Origin of the sequence: Methylocella sp. CPCC 101449 (assembly GCF_031921685.1) — a bacterium.
In the GTDB taxonomy this organism is placed as follows: domain Bacteria; phylum Pseudomonadota; class Alphaproteobacteria; order Rhizobiales; family Beijerinckiaceae; genus Terripilifer.
On the sequence record NZ_JAPDHU010000001.1, the window covers coordinates 95,967 to 116,407 of the forward strand.

Annotated in this window: 21 protein-coding genes; 9 read left to right on the forward strand and 12 right to left on the reverse strand. The window is 62.6% G+C overall.

Annotated elements, in window-relative coordinates; translation table 11 throughout:
• Nucleotides 1–37: 37 nt before the first annotated feature.
• Nucleotides 38–1,267, reverse strand: a complete 1,230-nt coding sequence (locus tag OIM99_RS00435) for a flavin-dependent oxidoreductase (RefSeq protein ID WP_311848314.1) — start codon at nt 1,265–1,267, stop codon at nt 38–40.
• Nucleotides 1,268–1,561: 294 nt separating this feature from the next.
• Here OIM99_RS00435 and OIM99_RS00440 point away from each other — a divergent pair, with 294 nt between their 5' ends.
• Complete coding sequence (locus OIM99_RS00440) at nt 1,562–2,020, forward strand: cupin domain-containing protein (protein ID WP_311850323.1); 459 nt, start codon at nt 1,562–1,564, stop codon at nt 2,018–2,020.
• 56 nt (nt 2,021–2,076) lie between these two features.
• On the opposite strand, the gene OIM99_RS00445 is transcribed toward OIM99_RS00440, so the two are convergent.
• Nucleotides 2,077–3,192 carry a DNA recombination protein RmuC gene (locus OIM99_RS00445; RefSeq protein ID WP_311848315.1) on the reverse strand — a complete coding sequence of 372 codons (1,116 nt, stop codon included), beginning with the start codon at nt 3,190–3,192 and terminating at the stop codon, nt 2,077–2,079.
• 254 nt (nt 3,193–3,446) lie between these two features.
• On the opposite strand from OIM99_RS00445, the gene OIM99_RS00450 reads away from it, so the two are divergent.
• The 4 genes from OIM99_RS00450 to truA all read left to right on the forward strand — a co-directional run bounded on the left by OIM99_RS00450 (nt 3,447) and on the right by truA (nt 6,237).
• A complete protein-coding gene (locus tag OIM99_RS00450; protein WP_311848316.1) occupies nt 3,447–3,887 on the forward strand; it encodes a hypothetical protein in 441 nt (146 codons plus the stop codon).
• A gap of 94 nt (nt 3,888–3,981) precedes the next feature.
• Entirely contained in the window at nt 3,982–4,533 is a 552-nt protein-coding gene (def, locus tag OIM99_RS00455) for a peptide deformylase (protein ID WP_311848317.1), read from the forward strand.
• Between the two features lie 37 nt (nt 4,534–4,570).
• Nucleotides 4,571–5,500, forward strand: a complete 930-nt coding sequence (gene fmt, locus OIM99_RS00460; RefSeq protein ID WP_311848318.1) for a methionyl-tRNA formyltransferase — start codon at nt 4,571–4,573, stop codon at nt 5,498–5,500.
• Entirely contained in the window at nt 5,500–6,237 is a 738-nt protein-coding gene (gene truA, locus OIM99_RS00465) for a tRNA pseudouridine(38-40) synthase TruA (protein ID WP_311848319.1), read from the forward strand. The genes fmt and truA overlap by 1 nt, the downstream gene beginning before the upstream one ends.
• Here the strand turns inward: truA and dapE are convergent, their stop codons facing one another.
• The 10 genes from dapE to rpmH form a co-directional block, all read right to left on the reverse strand.
• Nucleotides 6,238–7,389 carry a succinyl-diaminopimelate desuccinylase gene (gene dapE, locus OIM99_RS00470; protein ID WP_311848320.1) on the reverse strand — a complete coding sequence of 384 codons (1,152 nt, stop codon included), beginning with the start codon at nt 7,387–7,389 and terminating at the stop codon, nt 6,238–6,240.
• Complete coding sequence (locus OIM99_RS00475) at nt 7,386–7,850, reverse strand: DUF805 domain-containing protein (RefSeq protein WP_311848321.1); 465 nt, start codon at nt 7,848–7,850, stop codon at nt 7,386–7,388. Before OIM99_RS00475 ends, dapE begins: the two co-directional genes overlap by 4 nt.
• Nucleotides 7,847–8,326 carry a hypothetical protein gene (locus OIM99_RS00480; protein ID WP_311848322.1) on the reverse strand — a complete coding sequence of 160 codons (480 nt, stop codon included), beginning with the start codon at nt 8,324–8,326 and terminating at the stop codon, nt 7,847–7,849. Before OIM99_RS00480 ends, OIM99_RS00475 begins: the two co-directional genes overlap by 4 nt.
• The gene (gene dapD, locus OIM99_RS00485; RefSeq protein WP_311848323.1) at nt 8,326–9,183 is read right to left on the reverse strand and encodes a 2,3,4,5-tetrahydropyridine-2,6-dicarboxylate N-succinyltransferase; all 858 of its coding nucleotides are present in this window, start codon (nt 9,181–9,183) and stop codon (nt 8,326–8,328) included. Before dapD ends, OIM99_RS00480 begins: the two co-directional genes overlap by 1 nt.
• Before the next feature lie 59 nt (nt 9,184–9,242).
• Nucleotides 9,243–9,980: a pyrimidine 5'-nucleotidase gene (locus OIM99_RS00490; RefSeq protein WP_311848324.1), complete on the reverse strand. Its 738-nt coding sequence runs from the start codon at nt 9,978–9,980 to the stop codon at nt 9,243–9,245.
• The gene (gene argB / locus OIM99_RS00495; RefSeq protein WP_311848325.1) at nt 9,980–10,870 is read right to left on the reverse strand and encodes an acetylglutamate kinase; all 891 of its coding nucleotides are present in this window, start codon (nt 10,868–10,870) and stop codon (nt 9,980–9,982) included. Before argB ends, OIM99_RS00490 begins: the two co-directional genes overlap by 1 nt.
• Before the next feature lie 72 nt (nt 10,871–10,942).
• A complete protein-coding gene (gene yihA, locus OIM99_RS00500) occupies nt 10,943–11,608 on the reverse strand; it encodes a ribosome biogenesis GTP-binding protein YihA/YsxC (RefSeq protein WP_311848326.1) in 666 nt (221 codons plus the stop codon).
• A 26-nt stretch (nt 11,609–11,634) separates the two neighbouring features.
• Nucleotides 11,635–13,473 (reverse strand): membrane protein insertase YidC, encoded by a 1,839-nt coding sequence (yidC, locus tag OIM99_RS00505; protein ID WP_311848327.1) that lies wholly within the window; start codon nt 13,471–13,473, stop codon nt 11,635–11,637.
• Between the two features lie 94 nt (nt 13,474–13,567).
• Complete coding sequence (gene rnpA / locus OIM99_RS00510) at nt 13,568–13,993, reverse strand: ribonuclease P protein component (RefSeq protein WP_311848328.1); 426 nt, start codon at nt 13,991–13,993, stop codon at nt 13,568–13,570.
• Nucleotides 13,994–14,036: 43 nt separating this feature from the next.
• Complete coding sequence (gene rpmH, locus OIM99_RS00515; protein WP_311848329.1) at nt 14,037–14,171, reverse strand: 50S ribosomal protein L34; 135 nt, start codon at nt 14,169–14,171, stop codon at nt 14,037–14,039.
• Between the two features lie 266 nt (nt 14,172–14,437).
• Between rpmH and OIM99_RS00520 the strand changes: the two genes are divergently transcribed.
• The 4 genes from OIM99_RS00520 (at nt 14,438) to OIM99_RS00535 (ending at nt 20,398) form a co-directional block, all read left to right on the forward strand.
• On the forward strand, nt 14,438–15,241 hold the full coding sequence (locus OIM99_RS00520; protein ID WP_311848330.1) for a VTT domain-containing protein: 804 nt from the start codon (nt 14,438–14,440) through the stop codon (nt 15,239–15,241).
• Nucleotides 15,238–16,659: an FAD-dependent oxidoreductase gene (locus tag OIM99_RS00525; protein WP_311848331.1), complete on the forward strand. Its 1,422-nt coding sequence runs from the start codon at nt 15,238–15,240 to the stop codon at nt 16,657–16,659. Before OIM99_RS00520 ends, OIM99_RS00525 begins: the two co-directional genes overlap by 4 nt.
• 47 nt (nt 16,660–16,706) lie before the next feature.
• A complete protein-coding gene (locus OIM99_RS00530; RefSeq protein ID WP_311848332.1) occupies nt 16,707–18,182 on the forward strand; it encodes a HAMP domain-containing sensor histidine kinase in 1,476 nt (491 codons plus the stop codon).
• A 98-nt stretch (nt 18,183–18,280) separates the two neighbouring features.
• Nucleotides 18,281–20,398 (forward strand): acetate--CoA ligase family protein, encoded by a 2,118-nt coding sequence (locus tag OIM99_RS00535; RefSeq protein ID WP_311848333.1) that lies wholly within the window; start codon nt 18,281–18,283, stop codon nt 20,396–20,398.
• Nucleotides 20,399–20,441 lie beyond the last annotated feature (43 nt).

Below are 20,441 nucleotides of genomic sequence, written 5' to 3' on the forward strand. Positions count from 1 at the left end.
ACGTGTTCGCATTTGAGATAAGGAGAAAAGAACGGCTCTATGATTGAGGAACGGCAAAACCTGCCTTCGCCGCATAGCCTCGGACGATCGCTTGCCGCGCCTCGAAATCGAGAACGGTGTCGATATCGGAAAATCCCTGCGGAGCTAGTTCCTCCACGACATCGATCACCCCTTCGGGACCGCCACGGCGGTTCGAGGCGACGATATCGGCGGTCAACTGCAAGCGCTGCCGTTCATAGTCGGCCAGGGCCTGGCACGGATGCTCTGCCTGGACGAGACAGTCAGCGAGCGCGCGTGCATCCAGGATCGCCTGCGATGCGCCATTGGAGCCGACAGGATACATCGGATGCGCCGCATCACCGAGCAAAGTGACACGCCCACTCGACCAATAGGGGAGCGGATCGCGATCGCAGCATGGATATTCCCAGAACTCCAGCGTGGCCGCGATCAAAGCGGCGAAGTCGACCTGCGGGATATCAAAGCCCGCCACATAGGGTGCCAACTCATCACGCCGCCCGATGCGCGACCAATCTTCGCGTCGCGGCGGCGGTTTGGACCCATCGCCAACGCGCGCCAAGATCGCCCAATTGGTGAGCTGTTGTCCGCCTTCACCCGGCGCGATCGGATAGATGACCGCCTTCGCCCTCAACCCACCCGCGATAATCATCGACCGGCCGGTCAGAAACGCCGGCCAATCGGTGGCGCCGCGCCAAAGCATCAATCCGTTCCATTGCGGCGGACCTTCAGCCGGGAAAAAAGTTTGGCGCACCTTGGAATGAATGCCGTCGGCGCCGATCAGGATATCGCCACGGGCGCTGGCCACATGAGCCCCCGAGCGATCGAAGAAGTAAGCCCGGACGCCGCCTTCATCCTGATGGAAGGCACCCAGGCGGCAACCGGTCTGCACCGCGTCCGCCCCAAGCCGGTCGATCACAGCATGATGGATAACGCTCTGCAATCGACCGCGATGAATGGAGAATTGCGGCACGTCGTGACCGGCGCTCAGACCGCGCTTCTCGTACCAGACCTGCTGACCGTGCTGGGTGAGATAAAATAATTCCTCGGTCCTGATCGCGACGGCATCCAATTGTTCAAGCAATCCCAAGCCCGCCAATTCCTTGATGGCGTGCGGCAAGGTGTTGATACCGACCCCGAGCTCCTGGATTTTTTCGGACTGCTCGTAGACCTCACAAGCGATGCCGCGTGCATGCAGCATCAACGCCGTGGACAGACCTCCTATTCCGCCGCCAACGATGATGGCTTTCACGAGCTTCTCCTCTCTCAAATCTTATTCACACCGCGCCCGGCCGCGATGCCTCGCGCGATCCCTGCTCGATCAACGCAGCTCGACAATTCCATTGAAATCCACTTCAGGGCCGATCTCTATCCACCTAACGCGGATAGAATCCTGATGCCGCACGAAAATGGGCATTCGCGAAAGAAGGGACTGGGCAGCCGTTTTCGGGTTGATAAAGGAGATTCCGACGGCGATGTTTTGCTGATCCATCGGCATCCTCGGCTTCACATCAATAAGGTCTTCAACGCCTCGCAGCAGGGAGATATGATTGTGACGTTTCCAATCGAAACCGCGGATATCACGCGCGCCAATGAAGGTCTCCAAAACATCAACTGGCATATTCTCGGCCAGACTTATGTTCCAAAGTCCTACACGCAGGATTCCTTCTCCTGGCATGCGACGTTTCCCGACGGCACTTTCGTGCCACCGCACATTCATCCCGATCAAGACGAGTATCTTTATATTCTCGAAGGACGGCTTGATTTCATGCTGGACGGTCGCGATGAATCCGCCACGCCAGGCGACACCGTTCGCCTGCCCAGAGGCAAACCGCACGGCATTTTCAACAAGTCAGGGCAGACCGTTAAAACGCTCTTTTGGGTTTCGCCCGCGCAGCGGCTCTATGATCTGTTCTGGGCTCTTCACAACATGAAGGAGCAAAAGCCAGAAGAGGTTATTGCCTTGTCAGCTCAGTACAATATTCATTTTCTACCGCCACCGTGAGCCACGATGGTGATCAAGGCCGTCTCGATATCACCGCATGAAGGACACAGCGGAACCTATTCGGCCGCATTGCGCAGCGATGGTGCAGCCGAGGGCGTGGACTGGGGCGCGGACTGGGGATCCAGTTCGAGCTGATCGATGCGGGAACCGCGGCGCACCAGTTTCTCGGTCGAGGTGGTGATCTGCGCCACGTCTTCCTGGGCTTGACGGAAATGGGCGTCGAGCTTGGCAACACGGTCGCCAAGGCGGCGCAGATCGTCGAGCAGGCTGCGCACTTCGCGCTGGATGAGATGGGTCTGTTCCTGCATGCGCCGGTCGCGCACCAGGCTCTGCATCACCTGGATCGCCATCATCAGCAGCGACGGCGAGACGATGATGACGCGGGCGCGGTGAGCGCGCTGGATCACATCGTCAAAGTGGCTGTTCAGATCGGCATAGATCGATTCCGAGGGCACAAACAGCAACGCAAGATCCTGCGTCTCGCCGGACAGCAGGTATTTGTCGGCGATATCCTTGATGTGCTTGGCTAGATCGGTGCGGACACGACGGCCGGCATGTTCCCGCTCCATATCGTTGGTCGCGTCCTTCAGCGCCGTGAAGGCTTCCAGCGGAAACTTGGCGTCAACGGCCATGGCGCGCTCGTCGCCCGGCAGGCGGATGAGGCAGTCCGGCCGGCTGCCATTGGAAAGCGTCGCCTGAAACTCATAGGCCGAGGCGTGCAGACCGTCGCGGACGATGGCCTCCATGCGGCCCTGGCCGAAGGCGCCGCGCGACTGCTTGTTGGCGAGAATGTCTTTCAGGCTGACCACTTCCTGGGTCATGCCGGTCAGCTTCTCCTGGGCCTTGTCGATGACGGCGAGGCGTTCGGACAGTTTGGTCAATTGATCGGCGGTGAAGCGGCCGCTCGACTCGAGCCCCTGCCCGACCCGATGGCCGACAGCATCCAACCGATCGGTCAGCAGCCGCGCCAGTTCCCCCTGGCGGCTGGTCAGCGCATCGCCCATGCCGCGCAAGCGGCCGGAGAGCTCGGCATTGATCTGGCTTAGCGCCGCCATCTTGTCATCGATCTCACGCTGACGCTCGGCCGCGAGCTCGGCTTCTAGCCGGCGGGCGCCGCCGGCGCGGATCAGGCCAATGGCCATGATGAAGAGAACGAGGGCACAAAAAGCCACGCCGCCTGCGGCAATTTCGAGCAGGCCGATCGGGTATCCGAACAATAGAAAAAGCGGGTGCGTCATCCTATATGCATACCGCGATTCGTCCCCGGTTCCGAACAGAATAAGAACAACAGGGCGATTGGCCCTCGAAACCCGGCATTCTTGCCTTTTGAATTGGAATAGTGTGCGTTGCACAAAAACATCTTGCTGCGCTGCACATTCCCTGTATACTGAGTCGTATAGATATGAACCAGAATGAGGCTGCCCCCATGAAGCGCGCCCCTGCGAAGAAGAAAATCGTCGATCCGAAGACGCTCCCGCCGATCCGGATCAAGAAGTGCCTGCCGACCATCGAAGAGGCCATCCTGGCTGCCCAGGGCCTCACCGACGACCTCGACCATCAGGCCGAAATCGCTGCCGGCTTCATGGACGTTTCCGTCGACGATGTGCGCCCCCTCGTGGCCAAGGCTGCGGCTGAGGCCGCCTCGAAGGAGACCCGCGTGGTCGCCAGCCGCAATGGCGCCGAGCGTGCCGTGGTCGTCGAACGCGCCCGTACCCGCACCGTCATCCCGACCGGCACCGCCCGCCCGGCCATCAAGCTTGAGCCGCGCAGCCGCCCCACGGGCGCCGTGGTCGTCGAGCGGACCCGCCCGCGCATCCAGCTCGCCCCGCGCGTGCGCACTTTCGATCTGACCCGCCAGCCGGCCTGAGAATTTCACAGCCGCTGACGCCTTAAAATTGACCTCGCCCGCCGGGATGCATATCTCAGGCGGGCGTTTTCATATTCAAATGGTGCCTGTTTCCATGTCGCTGAAGCCCATCATCATTCTGCCCGATACGCGGTTGCGCGCGGTTTCCGCCCCCGTGACGGCTGTGGACGATGGCGTGCGCACCCTGCTCGACGACATGCTGGAGACCATGTACGACGCGCCCGGCATCGGCCTGGCCGCCATTCAGATCGCCGTGCCGAAGCGCGTCATCGTGGTCGACGTGGCCAAACGCGAGGAAGAAGGCGAGGAAAACCCGGAGAAGAAGAACCCGATCTTCCTGATCAATCCGGAGATCGTGCTCGCCTCCGAAGAGACCTCGATCTACGAGGAAGGCTGCCTGTCGATCCCAGAATTCTATGCCGAGGTGGAACGGCCGGCGCGGGTGCGGGTGCGTTATCTCGACCGCATGGGCATCGCCCAAGAGCTTGACGCCGACGGCCTGCTCGCCACCTGCCTGCAGCACGAGATCGACCATCTCAACGGCGTGCTGTTCATCGACCATATCTCGCGGCTGAAGCGCGACCGGGTGGTGAAGAAATTCGCCAAGGATGCCAAGCGCCGCGTCGACGAGACCGGCACCGAATAAACTCCTATCCGGCTTGCCGGCATTTCAGGTTGAGCGCATGCGTGTCGTCTTCATGGGAACGCCCGATTTCTCGGTGCCGGTTCTCACCGAAATCATCGGCCAGGGCCATGAAGTCGTCGCCTGCTATACGCGCGCGCCGAAGCCCGCCGGCCGGCGCGGTTTGGAGCTGACACGTTCGCCGGTTCATGAGACGGCCGATCGCTTCGGCATTCCGGTGCTGACGCCGAAGTCTCTGCGCAGCGAGGCCGAGACACAAGCCTTTGCCGCCTTCGATGCCGATGTCGCCGTCGTCGTCGCTTACGGGCTCATCCTGCCGGCGCCGATCTTGGAAACGCCTGTCGAAGGCTGCCTCAACCTGCATGCGTCGCTCCTGCCGCGCTGGCGCGGCGCCGCACCGATCCAGCGTTCCATCATGGCCGGCGATCACGAGACCGGCGTCATGGTGATGCGCATGGACGAAGGGCTCGACACCGGCCCCGTCGCCATGGCGGAGCGCGTCGCCATCGGCGAGAACACCACGGCCGGCGAATTGCACGATGCGCTGATGGGCGTCGGCGCCGATCTGATGGTGCGCGCGCTCGCGGCTCTGTCGCGCGGTTCGTTGCAGTTTCATCCGCAGGCCGACGATGGCGCCGTCTATGCCAATAAGATAGAAAAGGCCGAGTGCCGGATCGATTGGGCGAAACCCACACAGGCCGTTCACAATCATATCCGCGGTCTCTCACCCTTCCCCGGCGCTTTCTTCGAAGCCGATTTCGGCAAGGGACCGGAACGGGTGAAAGTGCTGCGCAGCATTTTGGCGACCGGAAAAGGCGAGGCCGGCACGGTTGTTGGCGATGACCTGACGATCGCTTGCGGCGATGGCGCCGTGCGTCTGATCGAAGTGCAGCGCGCCGGCAAATCGCCGATGAGCGCCAAGGACTTTTTGCGCGGCGCGGCTTTGCCATCCGGCACGCGGCTCACCTGATGCCGCGCTACAAGCTCACCATCGAATATGACGGCACGCCTTTCGCGGGCTGGCAGCGGCAGGCCAATGCGCCTTCGGTGCAGCAGGCGCTGGAAGAAGCGGTCTTCGCCATGAGCAGCGAAACCATCGTCGTGCATGGCGCCGGGCGGACCGATGCGGGGGTTCATGCCATCGCACAAGTGGCGCATATTGATCTGTCGCGCGAATGGCGGACCGACAAGATCCGCGATGCGATGAATGCGCATCTGAAGCCGCAGCCGGTCGCCGTGCTGAAAGCGGAAGCCGTGGATGACACGTTCGAAGCGCGCTTTTCCGCCACGTCCCGGCACTATGTCTATCGCATCTTGAATCGCCGCGCGCCGCCGACGGTGATGCGCGATGGCGTGTGGCACGTGATGCGGCGCGTGGATGCCGAGGCCATGCACGACGCGGCGCAGGTACTGATCGGCAAACACGATTTTAGCACGTTCCGCGCCGCCGAATGCCAGGCCAATTCACCGCTGCGCACGCTCGACAAACTCGACGTCGTGCGCAACGGCGATATGATCGAAATCTTCGCCTCGGCGCGTTCGTTCCTGCATCACCAGGTGCGCTCGATCACCGGCTCGCTCGAACATGTCGGCTCGGGCAAATGGACCAAGCAGGATTTGAAGGACGCGCTAGAGGCGAAGGATCGTGCCCGCTGCGGCATGGTTGCGCCGCCGAACGGGCTCTATCTGCTGCGCGTCGATTATTGATCAGGCGAAATAGCTCGCCAGCACGCGCGCATAGATCGCCTGCAGCTTCTCGACATCGGCGACCGACGTGCGCTCATCGATGGCATGCATGGTCTGGCCAACGAGGCCGAATTCGACCACCTGCGCATAATTGCAGATGAAACGCGCATCGGACGTGCCGCCGGTGGTCGACAGGACCGGCCGCCGGCCGGTCTCTTCCTCGATCGCCTTCGACACCGCTTCGACGAACGGTCCAGGCTGGGTGACGAAAGCCAGCGCATTCGTCGGCTTGAAATCGAGCGTGACGCGCGCGCCTTGCGCCGCGCCTTCGACACGGCGGCGGACTTCGGCGGCCAGGGTGTCGGGCTGCCAGAGATCGTTGAAGCGGATGTTGAAGGCGGCGCGCGCTTCATCGGGGATTACATTGACCGCCGGATTGCCGGTGTCGATCGAAGTGATTTCCAAATTGGAGGCATCGAAATGCGGCGTGCCCTTGTCGAGCGGCTCGGCCCGCAGTGCCGCGCCGATGCGCAGAATGTGATGCACGGGATTGTCGGCCAGATGCGGATAGCCGACATGGCCCTGGCGTCCATGCACCACCAAAGTACCGGAGAGCGACCCGCGCCGGCCGATCTTGATCATGTCACCCAACGCATCGGGATTGGTTGGCTCGCCCAGGATACAGTGGTCGAACCGCTCGCCGCGCTCATGCGCCCATTGCAGCAGTTTTACCGTGCCGTTGACGGCGGGGCCTTCCTCGTCGCCGGTGATGAGAAAGGCGATCGATCCCTTCGGCACGCCGTGGGTTGCGATATGATTGAGCGTTGCGGCGATCGAGGCGGCGATGCCACCCTTCATGTCGACCGCGCCCCTGCCCCAGATCATGCCGTCGGCCACTTCGGCGGAGAACGGATCAAAGCGCCACTTGGCGGCATCGCCCGTCGGCACCACATCGGTGTGCCCGGCAAACACCAAGGACGGCGTGCCGCTGCCGATGCGGGCATAGAGATTGTCGGTGTCGGGATAGCCCGGCTCACTGAAGACGACGCGATGCGTTTCGAAGCCCGCCCCCTTCAAAGCGCGTTCGATGAGGCCCAACGCGCCCGCGTCCTCCGGCGTCACCGACGGACAGCGGATCAGATCGCGCAATAAAGTGACGGCGGAAACGGTCATGAACTGGTCACCAAGGGATCAGGGCCGAAGCGGTTCGGCCCGCGCGTGCCACGCCGCAAACCAAGTTCGATCACGAGCGCGAAGAGGAGAATGATCAGCGGGATCATGAGAACCCATCCGAGCGGCGTGAAACCGCTGTCGGTTTCGATAGGCGACACCACATTGACGCATTCAGCGACGATGTCGAGCACAATGAAGACGAAGGCGGCGGTGCCGGGGTGGTCGCGATCATAAAGCCGCTTCAGCATGATCGCATAGGTTGGATAGGCGAACACTACGGTGACGACGAGTTCGAGCACGCGATAATACAACGGCGCTGGATCGGTGGCCGGATCCCAGCGGAAAAACCCGGCGGGCACCAGGATCAACAGGGTGGCGGCCAACACCGCCAGCGAAGCAAGCCAAAACGGCAGTCGAGGCAGGCGACCTTCAAGAGTGAAGAAGATCGCCTTCCAGTTCACGGCGCCTCGCTCGCTCGAACACCGAGCAGATAGACCTGCCAAAGAATAACGCCAAGCGCCAACAGATCGATGACGACCAGCAGCGCGTAGGGAAACACTTCGGCGACGCGCGGCTGCAGCCAATGCGCCGCGAGAGCCAGGAAGATCGCCAGCGGCGCCGCGCCCGCCAACCCCGGCAGCACGCCGCCATCGCGCAGGCGCTTCGCCGACAGATTGACGTAGCACACCGCGATCAGCAGCACCGCAAAGGCATACACCATGAGATAGGTGTAGCTGACCAAGGTCATCGTATCGAGGAGCTTGCGCTCATCGAGCGTGCGATGGGCATAGGGCGACAGAGCCAGCCAGCCCAAAGCCAGAACGATGACGATGCTGACGAGCAGGATCGTGCCGAGCCACCACACCTGCCGGCCGATCCGCCCCTCGTCGGTGCGAAACAGGAATCTGAATCCTTGCGCCGACAGAACGGAAGCCATCAATCCCTCAGCAGTTCGTTGATGCCGGTCTTCGAGCGCGTCTGCGCATCGACCGTCTTGACGATCACGGCGCAGTAGAGCGACGGACCGGGCTCGTTGCCAATCATCGTCTTGCTGGGCAGCGAGCCCGGCACGACGACGGAATACGGCGGCACGTAACCGATGTGAATCTTGCCGGTCTGGCGATCGACGATCTTGGTCGACGAGCTGATGAACACGCCCATGGCGAGCACCGAGCCCTCGCCGACCACCACGCCCTCGACCACTTCGGAGCGGGCGCCGATGAAGCAATTGTCCTCGATGATGGTCGGGCCGGCCTGCAACGGCTCAAGCACGCCACCGATGCCGACGCCACCTGACAGATGGACGTTCTTGCCGATCTGGGCGCAGGAGCCGACCGTGGCCCAGGTGTCGACCATGGTGCCGCTATCGACATAAGCGCCGAGATTGACGAAGGACGGCATCAGCACCACGCCCGGCGCGATATAAGCGGAGCGGCGGACGACGCAGTTCGGCACCGAGCGGAAACCGGCGGCCGCATGTTCCTTGGCCGTCCAGCCGTCGAACTTGGAAGGCACCTTATCCCACCAGGACGAGCCGCCAGGGCCGCCGGAAATGGTCGTCATGTCGTTGAGGCGGAAGGACAGCAGCACCGCCTTTTTCAGCCACTGATTGACCTTCCAGCTCTGCGGGCCGCTCTCACCGGCGATTTTCTCGGCGACGCGGGCCTTGCCGCCGTCGAGCAGGGCCAGGGCTTCGTTGACGGCGTCACGCACCTCGCCCTTGGTGCTCGCATTGACCGACGCGGCGTCGGCGAAGGCGGCATCGATGATCTTTTCAAGCTGGGCGTGCGACATGACGGCTCCCGGTACGATAAGAGATTTGGCCGGAGGTTTCGACGCTCCCCCCAGCGATGTCAAGACCGGTCCGGCAGGCCCGTGGACAGCGCCGGCGCCCCGACGATATCGGTCAGGAAGCCGCTGAGATCATGGGTGAGAAAATCCACATGGACCGGCCGCTCCCGCTCGACCTCCCAGCCGTCGCGGAAATCGTGCGCGCCGGGCTTGGGCACCACCAGAACCGTCGTCATCTGCCGCTCCTTGGGCACGACGAGATTGCGGGCGATGTCCTCGAACATGGCGGTGCGCTCCGGCGCGATGCCGTGGCGGTCGAAAAAGCGGTCATAGGCGCGTGGATCGGGCTTGGGCACCAGATCGGCGGCGACGATGTCGAAGACGTCGTCGAAATAGTCGCCAATGCCGAGCCGCTCGCAGGTGCGCAGCGCATGGTCGCGCGAGCCATTGGTGAAAATGAGCTTGCGGCCAGGCAGCGCCGCAATGCCGGCGGCGAGCGCCACGTCGGGCTCGACCGAAGTCCGGTCGATATCATGGACGAAGCGCAGGAACTCGGCCGGGTCGATGCCGTACTCGTCGATCAGCCCGCGCAAGGTGGTGCCGTGCTGGCGGTAATAGAATTTCTGTAACGCGCGCGTCGACATGCCATCGAGGCCGAGCATGTCGGCCATAAAGGCCGTCATGCGATCGTCGATGCGCGGCCACAGATCGCAGTGCGGCGGATAGAGCGTGTTGTCGAGGTCGAACACCCATGTATCGACATGGGTGAAACGCTCGGACAGGCCTTCCGCCGCCGCCATCAGCGCTTGATCAGCGTGCCGGCGCCGTGATCGGTCAACAGTTCGACCAGCACCGCATGCGGCGTCTTGCCGTCGAGAATGACGACGCCTTCGACGCCCATTTCAATGGCGTAAATGCAGGTTTCCACCTTGGGGATCATGCCGCCGGTGATCGTACCGTCAGCAATGAGATCGTGGATCTGCGCCACCGTCAGCTCCTTGATGAGCTGCTTGTTCTTGTCGAGCACACCGGGCACGTCGGTCAGGAACAGAAGACGCTTGGCCTTCAACGCACCGGCGATGGCACCAGCGAAGGTGTCGGCGTTGACGTTATAGGTCTCGCCATCCGCCCCCTGCGCCACGGGTGCCAGCACGGGAATCAATTCGCGTCCCAGCACCTGGTCGAGAACGGTGGTGTCGACCTTCTTCGGTTCGCCGACGAACCCGAGATCGACGATCTTCTCGATATTGGAATCGGGATCGACCACCGTGCGCGTCATTTTCTCGGCGAGGACCATATTGCCGTCCTTGCCGCACAGGCCAATGGCGCGACCGCCCTCGCTGTTGATGAAGCCGACGATCTGCTTGTTGATCGAGCCGGCGAGCACCATTTCGACGATCTCGACGGTGGCCTTGTCGGTGATGCGCAAGCCGGCGGCGAACTCCGACTTGATGCCCAGCTTCGACAGCATGGCGCCGATCTGCGGGCCGCCGCCGTGCACGACCACGGGGTTCACACCCGACTGCTCGAGCAACACCATGTCGCGGGCGAATTCGCGCGCCACCTTCTCGTCGCCCATGGCATGGCCGCCGTATTTCACAACGACGATCGCCTCGTCATAGCGCAGCATGTGCGGCAGCGCCTGCATCAGGATTTCGGCTTGTTCTTGCGGGCTGGCTTTATCGGTCATCGATGGTCGTTCCGGCTCTGTCTTAAGCGGAGTTCTAGAGCAAATTACGCTTCAATAGAAACGCAATTTTGCTCACGCGCCGCGTTCGGCGAGCAGGCGGGCAATGCCGGCGCGCAGATCGGGAATTCCATCGCCGGTTTGCGACGAGGTGAAGACAACCTCCGGATGGGCGGCGGGATGGCGCGCAAGGGCCTGGCGCGTCGCCTCGATCCGGCTTTCGATCTCGGACTTCTTCACTTCGTCGCGCTTGGTCAGCACGATCTGGTAGGAAACCGCCGACGTGTCGAGCAGTTTCAGCATCGCGTCGTCGGTGTCTTTCAACCCATGGCGGCCGTCGACCAGGACGAAGACACGGATCAGGGGGGCGCGACCCCGCAGATAGCCGTGCATCAGTTTGGTCCAGCCGTCGATCTTTTGCTTCGACACCGCGGCATAGCCATATCCGGGCATATCGACGAGGCGCAGGGTCTCGGAACCCGGCTCGCCGCCCAAAGCGAAGAAATTGAGCTGCTGCGTGCGACCGGGCGTGTTCGACGTGCGCGCCAGGGTCTTGCGGTTGGTCAATGCGTTGAGCAGCGAGGACTTGCCGACGTTGGAACGGCCAGCGAAAGCGATCTCCGGTGCCCCCATCGGCGGCAGATCGTCGATCGCCGCCGACGCGAAGAAGAAGTCGCACGGGCCAGCAAACAGCTTGCGGCCCTTTTCTACGAATTCCTCGTCGCGTTCACTCTCGGTCATTGCTTCTCTGACGTCGCGGCAGCGCGTCAGCTCGCCTTCTTACCAAAGATGCCGAGCAGGTTATCCCAAAGCTCGATCTTCACGCCCTGCTTCTTCATGATGAAATACTGCTGGGCAACGGACAGCGCGTTGTTCCAGGTCCAGTAGATCACCAGACCGGCCGGGAACGAACCGAGCATGAAGGTGAAGATCACCGGCATCCAGGCGAACATCTGCTTCTGGATCGGATCGGTCGGTTCCGGATTCATCTTCATCTGGACGAACATGCTGACGCCCATGATGAGCGGCCAGATGCCGATCCACAGGAAGTGGCCGATGCCGGGAAGCTGCGTCGGGTCGAAGGGAATCAAGCCGAACAGATTGAACAGATTGGTCGGATCGGGCGCCGACAGGTCCTTGATCCAGCCGAAGAACGGCGCGTGCCGCATTTCGATGGTGATGAAGATGACCTTATAGAGCGCGAAGAACACCGGGATCTGGATGATGACCGGCAAACAGCCGGCGACCGGATTGATCTTCTCGCGCTTGTAAAGCTCCATCAGCTCCTGCTGCTGCTTCTGCTTGTCGTTGGCGAAGCGCTCCTGCAGCTCCTTCATCTGCGGCTGTACCGCCTTCATCTTCGCCATCGACTCGTAGGAGCGGTTGGCGAGCGGGAAGAACAGCAGCTTGATGAGAACCGTGGTGATGAGAATGGCGACGCCGAAGTTGCCGACGTAGCGGTAGATGAAGTCGATCAGCCAGAACAGCGGCTTGGTGATAAAATAGAACCAGCCCCAGTCGATCATCAGATCGAAGTTCTTGATGCCGAGGCTCGCCTGATAGCCGTCGATGACCTGGGTTTCCTTGGCGCCGGCGAAGAAGCGATGATCGGCTTCGGCGCTGGCGCCGGGTGCGACGACCTTTTCGGCGCCCAGATAATCGGACTGATAGATCTTGGTGGTGGTGCCGGTCGAGGAGAAACGGCCTTCGATGGCCAGGTTCTGATCGGGAATGACAGCGGCCGCCCAATATTTGTCGGTCATGCCGAGCCAGCCGCCGGTGCCCTTCAAGAGCTTGGTGGCCTTCGGTTCCTTCTCAATCGAATCGTAGGTGTATTCCTGAACGCGGGAATCGCCGACGACGCCGACAAAGCCCTCGTGCAGCACCGCATAGCCATCGGTCTTGGGCTTACCGACGCGGGTCAGCAGGCCATAGGGATAGACCGTCACCGGCGCGGCCGATTTGTTCTCCACCGAATCCTTGATGGTGAACATGAAATTGTCGTCGACGCTGAGCACGCGGCGGAACACCAGGCCTTGGCCGTTGTCATAGGTCAGCGTCAGAGGCTTGGAGGACGTCAGCACATCGCTGTCGGCGGTCCACAGAGTGTCGGGCTTGGGCAGCGCGACATTGCTGTTGGCAGCCGCGACGAAGCCGGTCTCGGCATAATAGGGATGAGCGGAACCCGACGGCGAGAGCAGTTCGATGGTCGGGCTCTTCGGGTCCGTCGTCTCGTGATACTTCTTCAGATGGATGTCATCGATGCGCGCACCGCGCAGCGCGATCGAGCCCGACAGGCTCGGCGTGTCGATCTTGACGCGCGGCGAAGCAGCGAGCGCGGCATTGCGATCAAGCGTGACGGCGACAGCGGGAGCCTGCGGCGCATTCGGCGCGGTGCTGGCGCCCGGCACGGGCGCTGCGCCCTGCTGTTGCTGCGGCGCGGGCTGAGCGCTCGGCGGCTGCGCGGCGCCGCTGTTGTTCTGCACCTGCGTATTGGTCTGGCGCGTCGCGTCCAGCTGTGGCTTGGCGTAGAAATAGTTCCAGCCGAGGATAACCACGAGCGACAGGGCCATGGCCAACAGGAGGTTTTTCTGGTCTTCGCGCATTCTTCGCCTGCTGATCCTTCACCAAGCTGCTTCTTGGCCGGCCTGTGTTCGCATTCCAACGGGTTTGCGAACGGGGGTTTGCGATCGGGTTGAGCTAGTCCGGTTTTTTATCCGGCGTTTTGCGCCGCGACTTACCGCCAACCGCGGATATGGCTGTCTGCATGTCGCGGATCAATTCCGGGAAAGGCAGATACAGCGCCTCGCGGCGCGCAACCAGCACATAATCATGTCCTGGCTTTGACGGAATGTCGCTGCTGGTCACAAGGGCCGCCCGCAAACGCCGGCGGATACGGTTACGCTCGACGGCGGTGCCGACCTTGCGGGTGATCGTCAATCCGAAGCGAGCGGTGGTTTCGGTGTCGTCGCGCGGCGCGCATTGCACCGTAAAGCCGGACACATGGTAGCGGCGCCCTTTGGCAACCCGCTGAAATTCCGGCCGCTTACGCAAACGCCCGATCGGAGAACCGGCCGGGCGCGATCCGTCGTGGTTTCCCGCGCCGTCGGTGAGGGAAACGCTCATGGTGACTACCTTTGATTGCCTTGCGAGGCGAGAAGCGTCCGGATCAGGCCGAAAGCTTCTTGCGGCCCTGCGCGCGGCGAGCGGCAAGAACCTTGCGTCCACCCACGGTCGCCATACGGGCGCGGAAGCCGTGACGGCGCTTGCGCACGATCTTGCTGGGTTGATAGGTCCGTTTCACCGTCGAACTCCAAATTCTGCGGGGGCTGCCATGGCCTTGACCATAGCCCCTCAAAGGTTGTGAATGCCGCTGCCGGCGGCCGGCATGCCGACGCACGCCTGCACGCGAAGTCGGCGCGGCCGAAATCGAGTGCGGCCTTATAGGTGGAAGCCTCTGGCCGAGTCAATCAGTATTGACTGATCCGTAAGCCCACAAGGCGCTCTTTCAGGCGGCAAATTTGTCCCCCGACCAGTGATTTGCCGCTCCTGATCCGCTATCGGAAAACGATGGCGAGGGATCAGGACACGACATTCAACCCGACGGGCGGCCCTGGCCGCCGGTTGCGGCGTTTTCTGCCGCTGCTTCTGCCCATTGTCGCCGTCGGCTTGCTGTTTGCCACGGGATTCAGCCGGTTTTTGTCCCTCGACATGCTGGTGGAGCATCGTGACATGCTAGCCGACTTCGTCGGGCGCCATTATTTCGCATCTATCATTCTGTTTTTTCTAGTTTTTGTCGCAACAGCCGCGGTTGGCATTCCCGGCGGCCCAATTCTCACCATGAGCGGCGGCTTCCTGTTCGGCGGGTTGATCGGCGCGGCTATCTCGGCCTGCGCCGTCACTTTAGGCGGAACGATATTCTTCCTCTTCGCCCGCTCTTCCTTTGGATATGGCTACGCCCACCGCCCCTGGCCGCTGGTACGCAGGCTGCGCGATGGCTTCCACGAAAACGCCGTATCTTACCTGTTGTTTCTGCGACTCACGCCCGCCTTTCCCTTTTTCGTCGTCAACTTGGCCATGGCTCTGACGAACCTCAGACCATTCACCTTCATGTGGGTCACCTTTCTGGGGGTGCTGCCCGCGACCTTGACCTATGGCCTCGCCGGGGACGGCATCGATGCGGTGCTGGCGCAGCAGAAGCAGGCCTTCGCCGCCTGCCTTGCCGCCGGTCAGACCGATTGTCGCATGCACGTGGAACTGCACCAGCTCGTGACCCCGCAGATGGTGACCGCCCTCATCTGTCTCGGCCTTTTGGCGCTCGCCCCGGTTGTCCTGCGGCGGTTGCGGCCTTTCCGTGAGATCGCCGGCCCATGAGCGAAACTCTGACGCCCGACATCTGCATCATCGGGGCTGGCGCCGGCGGGCTCGCGCTCGCCATGGGCGCCGCCGCCTTCGGCGTGCCTACCGTCGTCATCGAAAAGAGCGAGATGGGCGGCACACACCTCCATCACGGCAGCGTCGCCACGCGCAGCCTGGCGGAAGTGGCGCAAGCCGCGCATGACATGCGCAACGCCGGTCAACTCGGGTTGGCCGCAAGCGAACCGCGCGTCGATTATGGTGCCGTGCGGGCGCATATCCAGACAGCGATCACCGCCATCGCCCCTTCGCTAAGCGAAGCGCGGCTGCAGGCGATGAACCTGCGCGTGCTGCGCGGCAATGCCCATTTCGTCTCCGCGAAAAGCATTCAGATCGGCGATGTAAAAGTGGAAGCGCGACGCTTCGTGATCGCCACCGGCGCCGCGCCCGCACTGCCGCCGATTCCCGGCCTCGAATATGTTCGCGCCCTCACCAGCGAAACGATTTTCGAGCTGATGGAACTGCCGACGCATCTGCTCGTCATCGGTGCTTCAGTGCATGGACTTGAACTGGCACAGGCCTATCAGCGCCTGGGCAGCCGCGTCACGGTGATCGCGGACAGCGCATTGCTGCCCGAGATCGACGATGAATTGCGGCAGCCGTTGTTCGATACGCTCGCGCGCGAAGGCGTCGTTCTGCAAGCGCCTGTCGAAGCCATCCGCATCGATCCCGATAGCGCTGGTCTGCGCGCCTCTTACCGGCATCAAGGACGGGACGAAACCTGCGTCGCAAGCCATGTGCTGATCGCCGGACATCGCGCGCCAAACGTTCACGGCATTGGTCTGGAACAGGCCGGCATCGCCTTCGACCACGACGGCATCAAGGTGAAACGCAACTTCCGCAGCAGCAATTGGCGCGTCCATGCAATCGGCGATGTCATCGGCGCCGGATCGGCTCAGGCCGCGCAAGTGCAAGCCAGCCTGTTGTTGCGTCACCTTCTGTTCCGCCAGCCGGTTGCCTTCACGCCGGCCAGCGCGGCACGCGTCATCCAGACCGATCCTGCCATCGCCACCGCCGGCCTGAGCGAAACGGAAGCCCGCGCGAAGGATGCGGCCCTGCGCATCTATCGCCTTCCCCTGAGCGAGGCCGATGCCGCCCATACCGGCCTGCCCGCGCATGGCCTGGTCAAGGCCATGGTTGGCCGCGACGGCACGGTGCTTGGCGCCTCGATCGTCGGGCCCCAGGCCCAGGAACTGATCGCACCGTGGCAACTCGCCGCCATGAAAAGGCTGCGGATCGAGGATATGGCGGCGATGCCGATTCCCGCCATGAGTCTGGCGGACGCCTCGCGGCGGACAGCACTGCAACATTTTTCGGCAAAGTTTCGCAGTCCCTCGGTTCAGAGCCTGATTGGACTATTGCGCAAGCTCGGATAGAGGCGGCGCGGAATACAAACCGCCGCGGATGCGATAAAAGGGGTGGTATGGACGCCAAAGTCGGACCTGGCGCTGCGACAGAAACCCTGCCGCTGGAGGCTCCCCTCGCCCGGGAGCGCCGGCGCACCGTGCGGGTTGGTCTGATTTCGCGCGTCCTTCTGGGCACTTTGGCCTTCATCCTGCTGGTGCAGGTCGTGGTGTTCGTGCCGTGGATGGCGACCTTCCGCAATTATCGGCTGCGCGATCAATTGAGCGCCGCTTACATCGCCGCTCTCGTGCTCGACGCCGCGCCCGATGAAATGGTGCCGGAGCCGCTGAAGAACGATCTGCTCACCAGCGTCGGCGCCCAATCCATCGCGCTGAAATTGCCGTCGTCACGCCGGCTGCTGGCTTCCACCGATATGCCGCCTAGCGTCGACGAACGCTATGATCTGCGCACGGCCACGCCGATCGAATCGATGATGTCGGCGTTGCGTACTCTGTTCGGCCATCAGGGGCGCACGATCAGCGTTGTCGGCGACGCGCCGATGGGCGCCGAGTATATCGACATCACCATCGACGAAACGGCGCTGCGCAATGCCATGTGGACGCGTTCGATCAACGTGCTCCTGGTGTCGCTGACCTTGTCGGTTCTGCTCGCGGCGCTCGCCGTCGCGACCTTGCATATCTTCGTGCTGCGACCGGTGCGCCGGCTCACCGACAATCTGAAGCGCTTCGGCGAAGACCCGGAAGATCCCACGCGCATCATCGAACCCTCGGGCCGCCTGCATGAGATCGGCGATGCGGAAACGGCGCTGGCCAGCATGCAGACGACGCTCGTCGACGAATTGCGGCAGAAGAAACATCTGGCGGCACTCGGCCTCGCCGTCGCCAAGATCAATCACGACTTGCGCAACATGCTGTCGACGGCGCAGCTCCTGTCGGACAGACTGGCGACGTCCTCCGATCCGCTTGTGCGTTCCATCGGCCCGAAACTGATCGCCACGCTCGACCGCGCCATCAGCTATTGCCAATCGACCCTGACCTATGGCCGCGCCGTGGAAAGCGCGCCGCAGTTTGGCCAGCTCGGCCTGCGCGCTCTGGTCGACGAGGCTTTCGAAACTGTCGCACCACACAGTCATCAGCGTGTCGCGCTTGAGAATAGTGTCGACGGCAATGCCAAAATCGTCGCCGACGGCGAACAGATGTTGCGCGTTCTCCTCAACATGTGCCGCAATTCGATCGAAGCGCTGGAAGCGGCGGGCGCCTTTAACGGCGAGGACCCCCGCGTCACCGTCACCTCGCGGCGCGAGGACAATAAAATCATCATTGAAATCACCGACAATGGTCCTGGCGTACCAGCCCGGGCACGGGCAGCAATGTTCGAGGCCTTTCGCGGCTCGGCGCGTTCGGGCGGCACGGGCCTCGGCCTCGCCATCGCCGCCGAGATCGTTCATGCGCATGGCGGCGATATCATTTTGCTGCCGCAAGACGACGGCCCCGGCGCGACATTCCGCATCATGCTGCCGCCACGCGGCATTTGACGACGGCTCTTGATCAGCATTCCTGAGATTGTCTAGGGTGCATGGACGGAGGAAGACCGTGCCCATCCGCGCGGTCGCACATAACAAGAGCCGTTTCCATGAGCGCCGAAACCACTTCGCAGCATGCCATCCAACGACTGTTGCGACCGCGATCGATCGCCATCGTCGGCGCTTCGCCGACGCCAGGTGCGCTCGGCAACAGCGTTTTGGGCAACCTCGATCGCTTCGGCTATCAAGGCGCTATTCATCTCATCAATCCGAACCGGACCGAAATCAACGGGCGGCCTTGTCTGAAATCGACACGCGATCTGCCCGAAGGCGTCGATTGCGCCGTGCTCGCGGTGCCGCAAGCCGCCGCGATGGATGCGGTGCAAGGCTGTATCGAACGCGGCGTCGGCGGCGTGGTGATTTTCGGTGCCGGCTTCGCCGAGCTCAATGCCGAAGGCCGGCAGGCGCAGGAACATCTGGCGCGGATCGCGCGCGACGCCGGCATGGCGATCGAAGGCCCCAATTGCCTGGGCTATATCAACTATGTCGATGGCGTGCCGATGACCTTCGCGCCGACCGACAATGTGCCGCTGGCAGGCCGCCGAGCGGTCGGCATCGTCTCGCAATCGGGCGCGATGGCGACGGTGCTGCGCACGGCGCTGCACGCACATGACATCGCCGTATCGCTCTTCGTCTCGACCGGCAACGAAGCGTTGAACGGGCTTGAGGATTTTCTCGATCTGATGATCGAGGACGAGACGACCCATGTGCTGGCCCTCGTTGCCGAACAATTCCGCGACCCACCTCGTTTCCGGGCGCTGATGCGCCGGGCGCGCGAGCTGCACAAGCCGGTCGTGCTGCTGCATCCCGGCCGCAGCGCAGCGGCACGTGAATCGGCGCAGACCCACACCGGTGCCATGAGCGGCGATTGGGATGTGATGCGCGCCTTGACCGAACGTGAAGGCGTCGCCGTGGTCGAAACACTGGAACAGCTCATCGACGTCGCCGAACTGTTCATCCGTTTTCCCGAGCCCATCATCGGCGGTCCGGCTATCATTACCGACTCCGGCGCCTATAAAGGCATGTCGCTCGACTATTGCCAGCAGATCGGCCTCGATCTGCCGCAACCCTCGCCAGCAGCGCACGCTATTCTCGACGGACTGGCGCCAGGTCTCATTCACGGCACCAATCCGCTCGACCTCACCGCCCAGGCGCTGGTCGATCCCCTGCTCTATCGCAAGGCGCTGGATCCGCTGCTCGTCGACGATGCGTTCGGCAGCGTCATTTACGCCAGTATCGTCTCTTCGGGCGCGATGGCGCCGCGCAAATTCAAGCCCGTGGTCGATGCCGCCAAGGAAGCACGGTTCGAAAAGCCAGTCATGATCGCCATGCTGGGCGACGACGGCGACATGCCGCGTGAAACGCTGAGCGAACTGCGCGCCTTGAACATCCCGTTCTTCCGTTCGCCCGAGCGCTGCCTGCGCGCGCTAGCCTTTCTGCAACGCTACTATCGACGCAAACAGGCGCCGATCGCTCCCGTGGCGCGCAAACCCTACAAGCACAAGCTGCTCGCCGGCATCATTCCTGAACATGTCGCCAAGAAGATTCTCGAAGCCGAAGGCATTCCGGTGCCCCCGGCGGAATTCGTGACGACGATCGAGGATGCCCAAGCCGCCGCGCGGCGCATGGGCTATCCCGTGGCGCTCAAAGCCCAGGCGAGCGAACTGGCGCACAAGAGCGATGTCGGCGGCGTCATCCTGGGGTTGAACAGCGACAAGGACCTCGCCGACGGCTGGTCGCGGCTTTATTCCAACGTCGCGCTGGGCAAACCCGATCTGGTGCTCGATGGCGTGCTCGTCGAGAAAATGGCGCCACGTGGCGTCGAGCTGATTTTCGGCGCCCGCAACGACAAGGACTGGGGGCCAGTGCTGGTGGTCGGCCTCGGCGGCGTGTTCACCGAAGCGCTGCATGACGTGGTGACTTTGGCGCCTGACCTTGGCGCGGAGGCAATCGCAACGGAGTTACGCCGCCTCAAAGGAGCGGCGTTGCTCGGCGCCTTTCGCGGATCGCCGGCGCGCGATGTCGATGCGGCGGCGGCGATCGCGGCGAAGCTCGGCGCCTTCATCATGGCCCATCCGGAAGTGGCGGAAGTCGACGTCAATCCGGTGATCGTCCACGGCGAAGGAGAAGGCGCATTGGCCCTCGATGCCCTCATCGTGGTGCGCTAGAGCAAATTGCGTTTCGACAGAAACGCAATTTTGCCTAGGATCT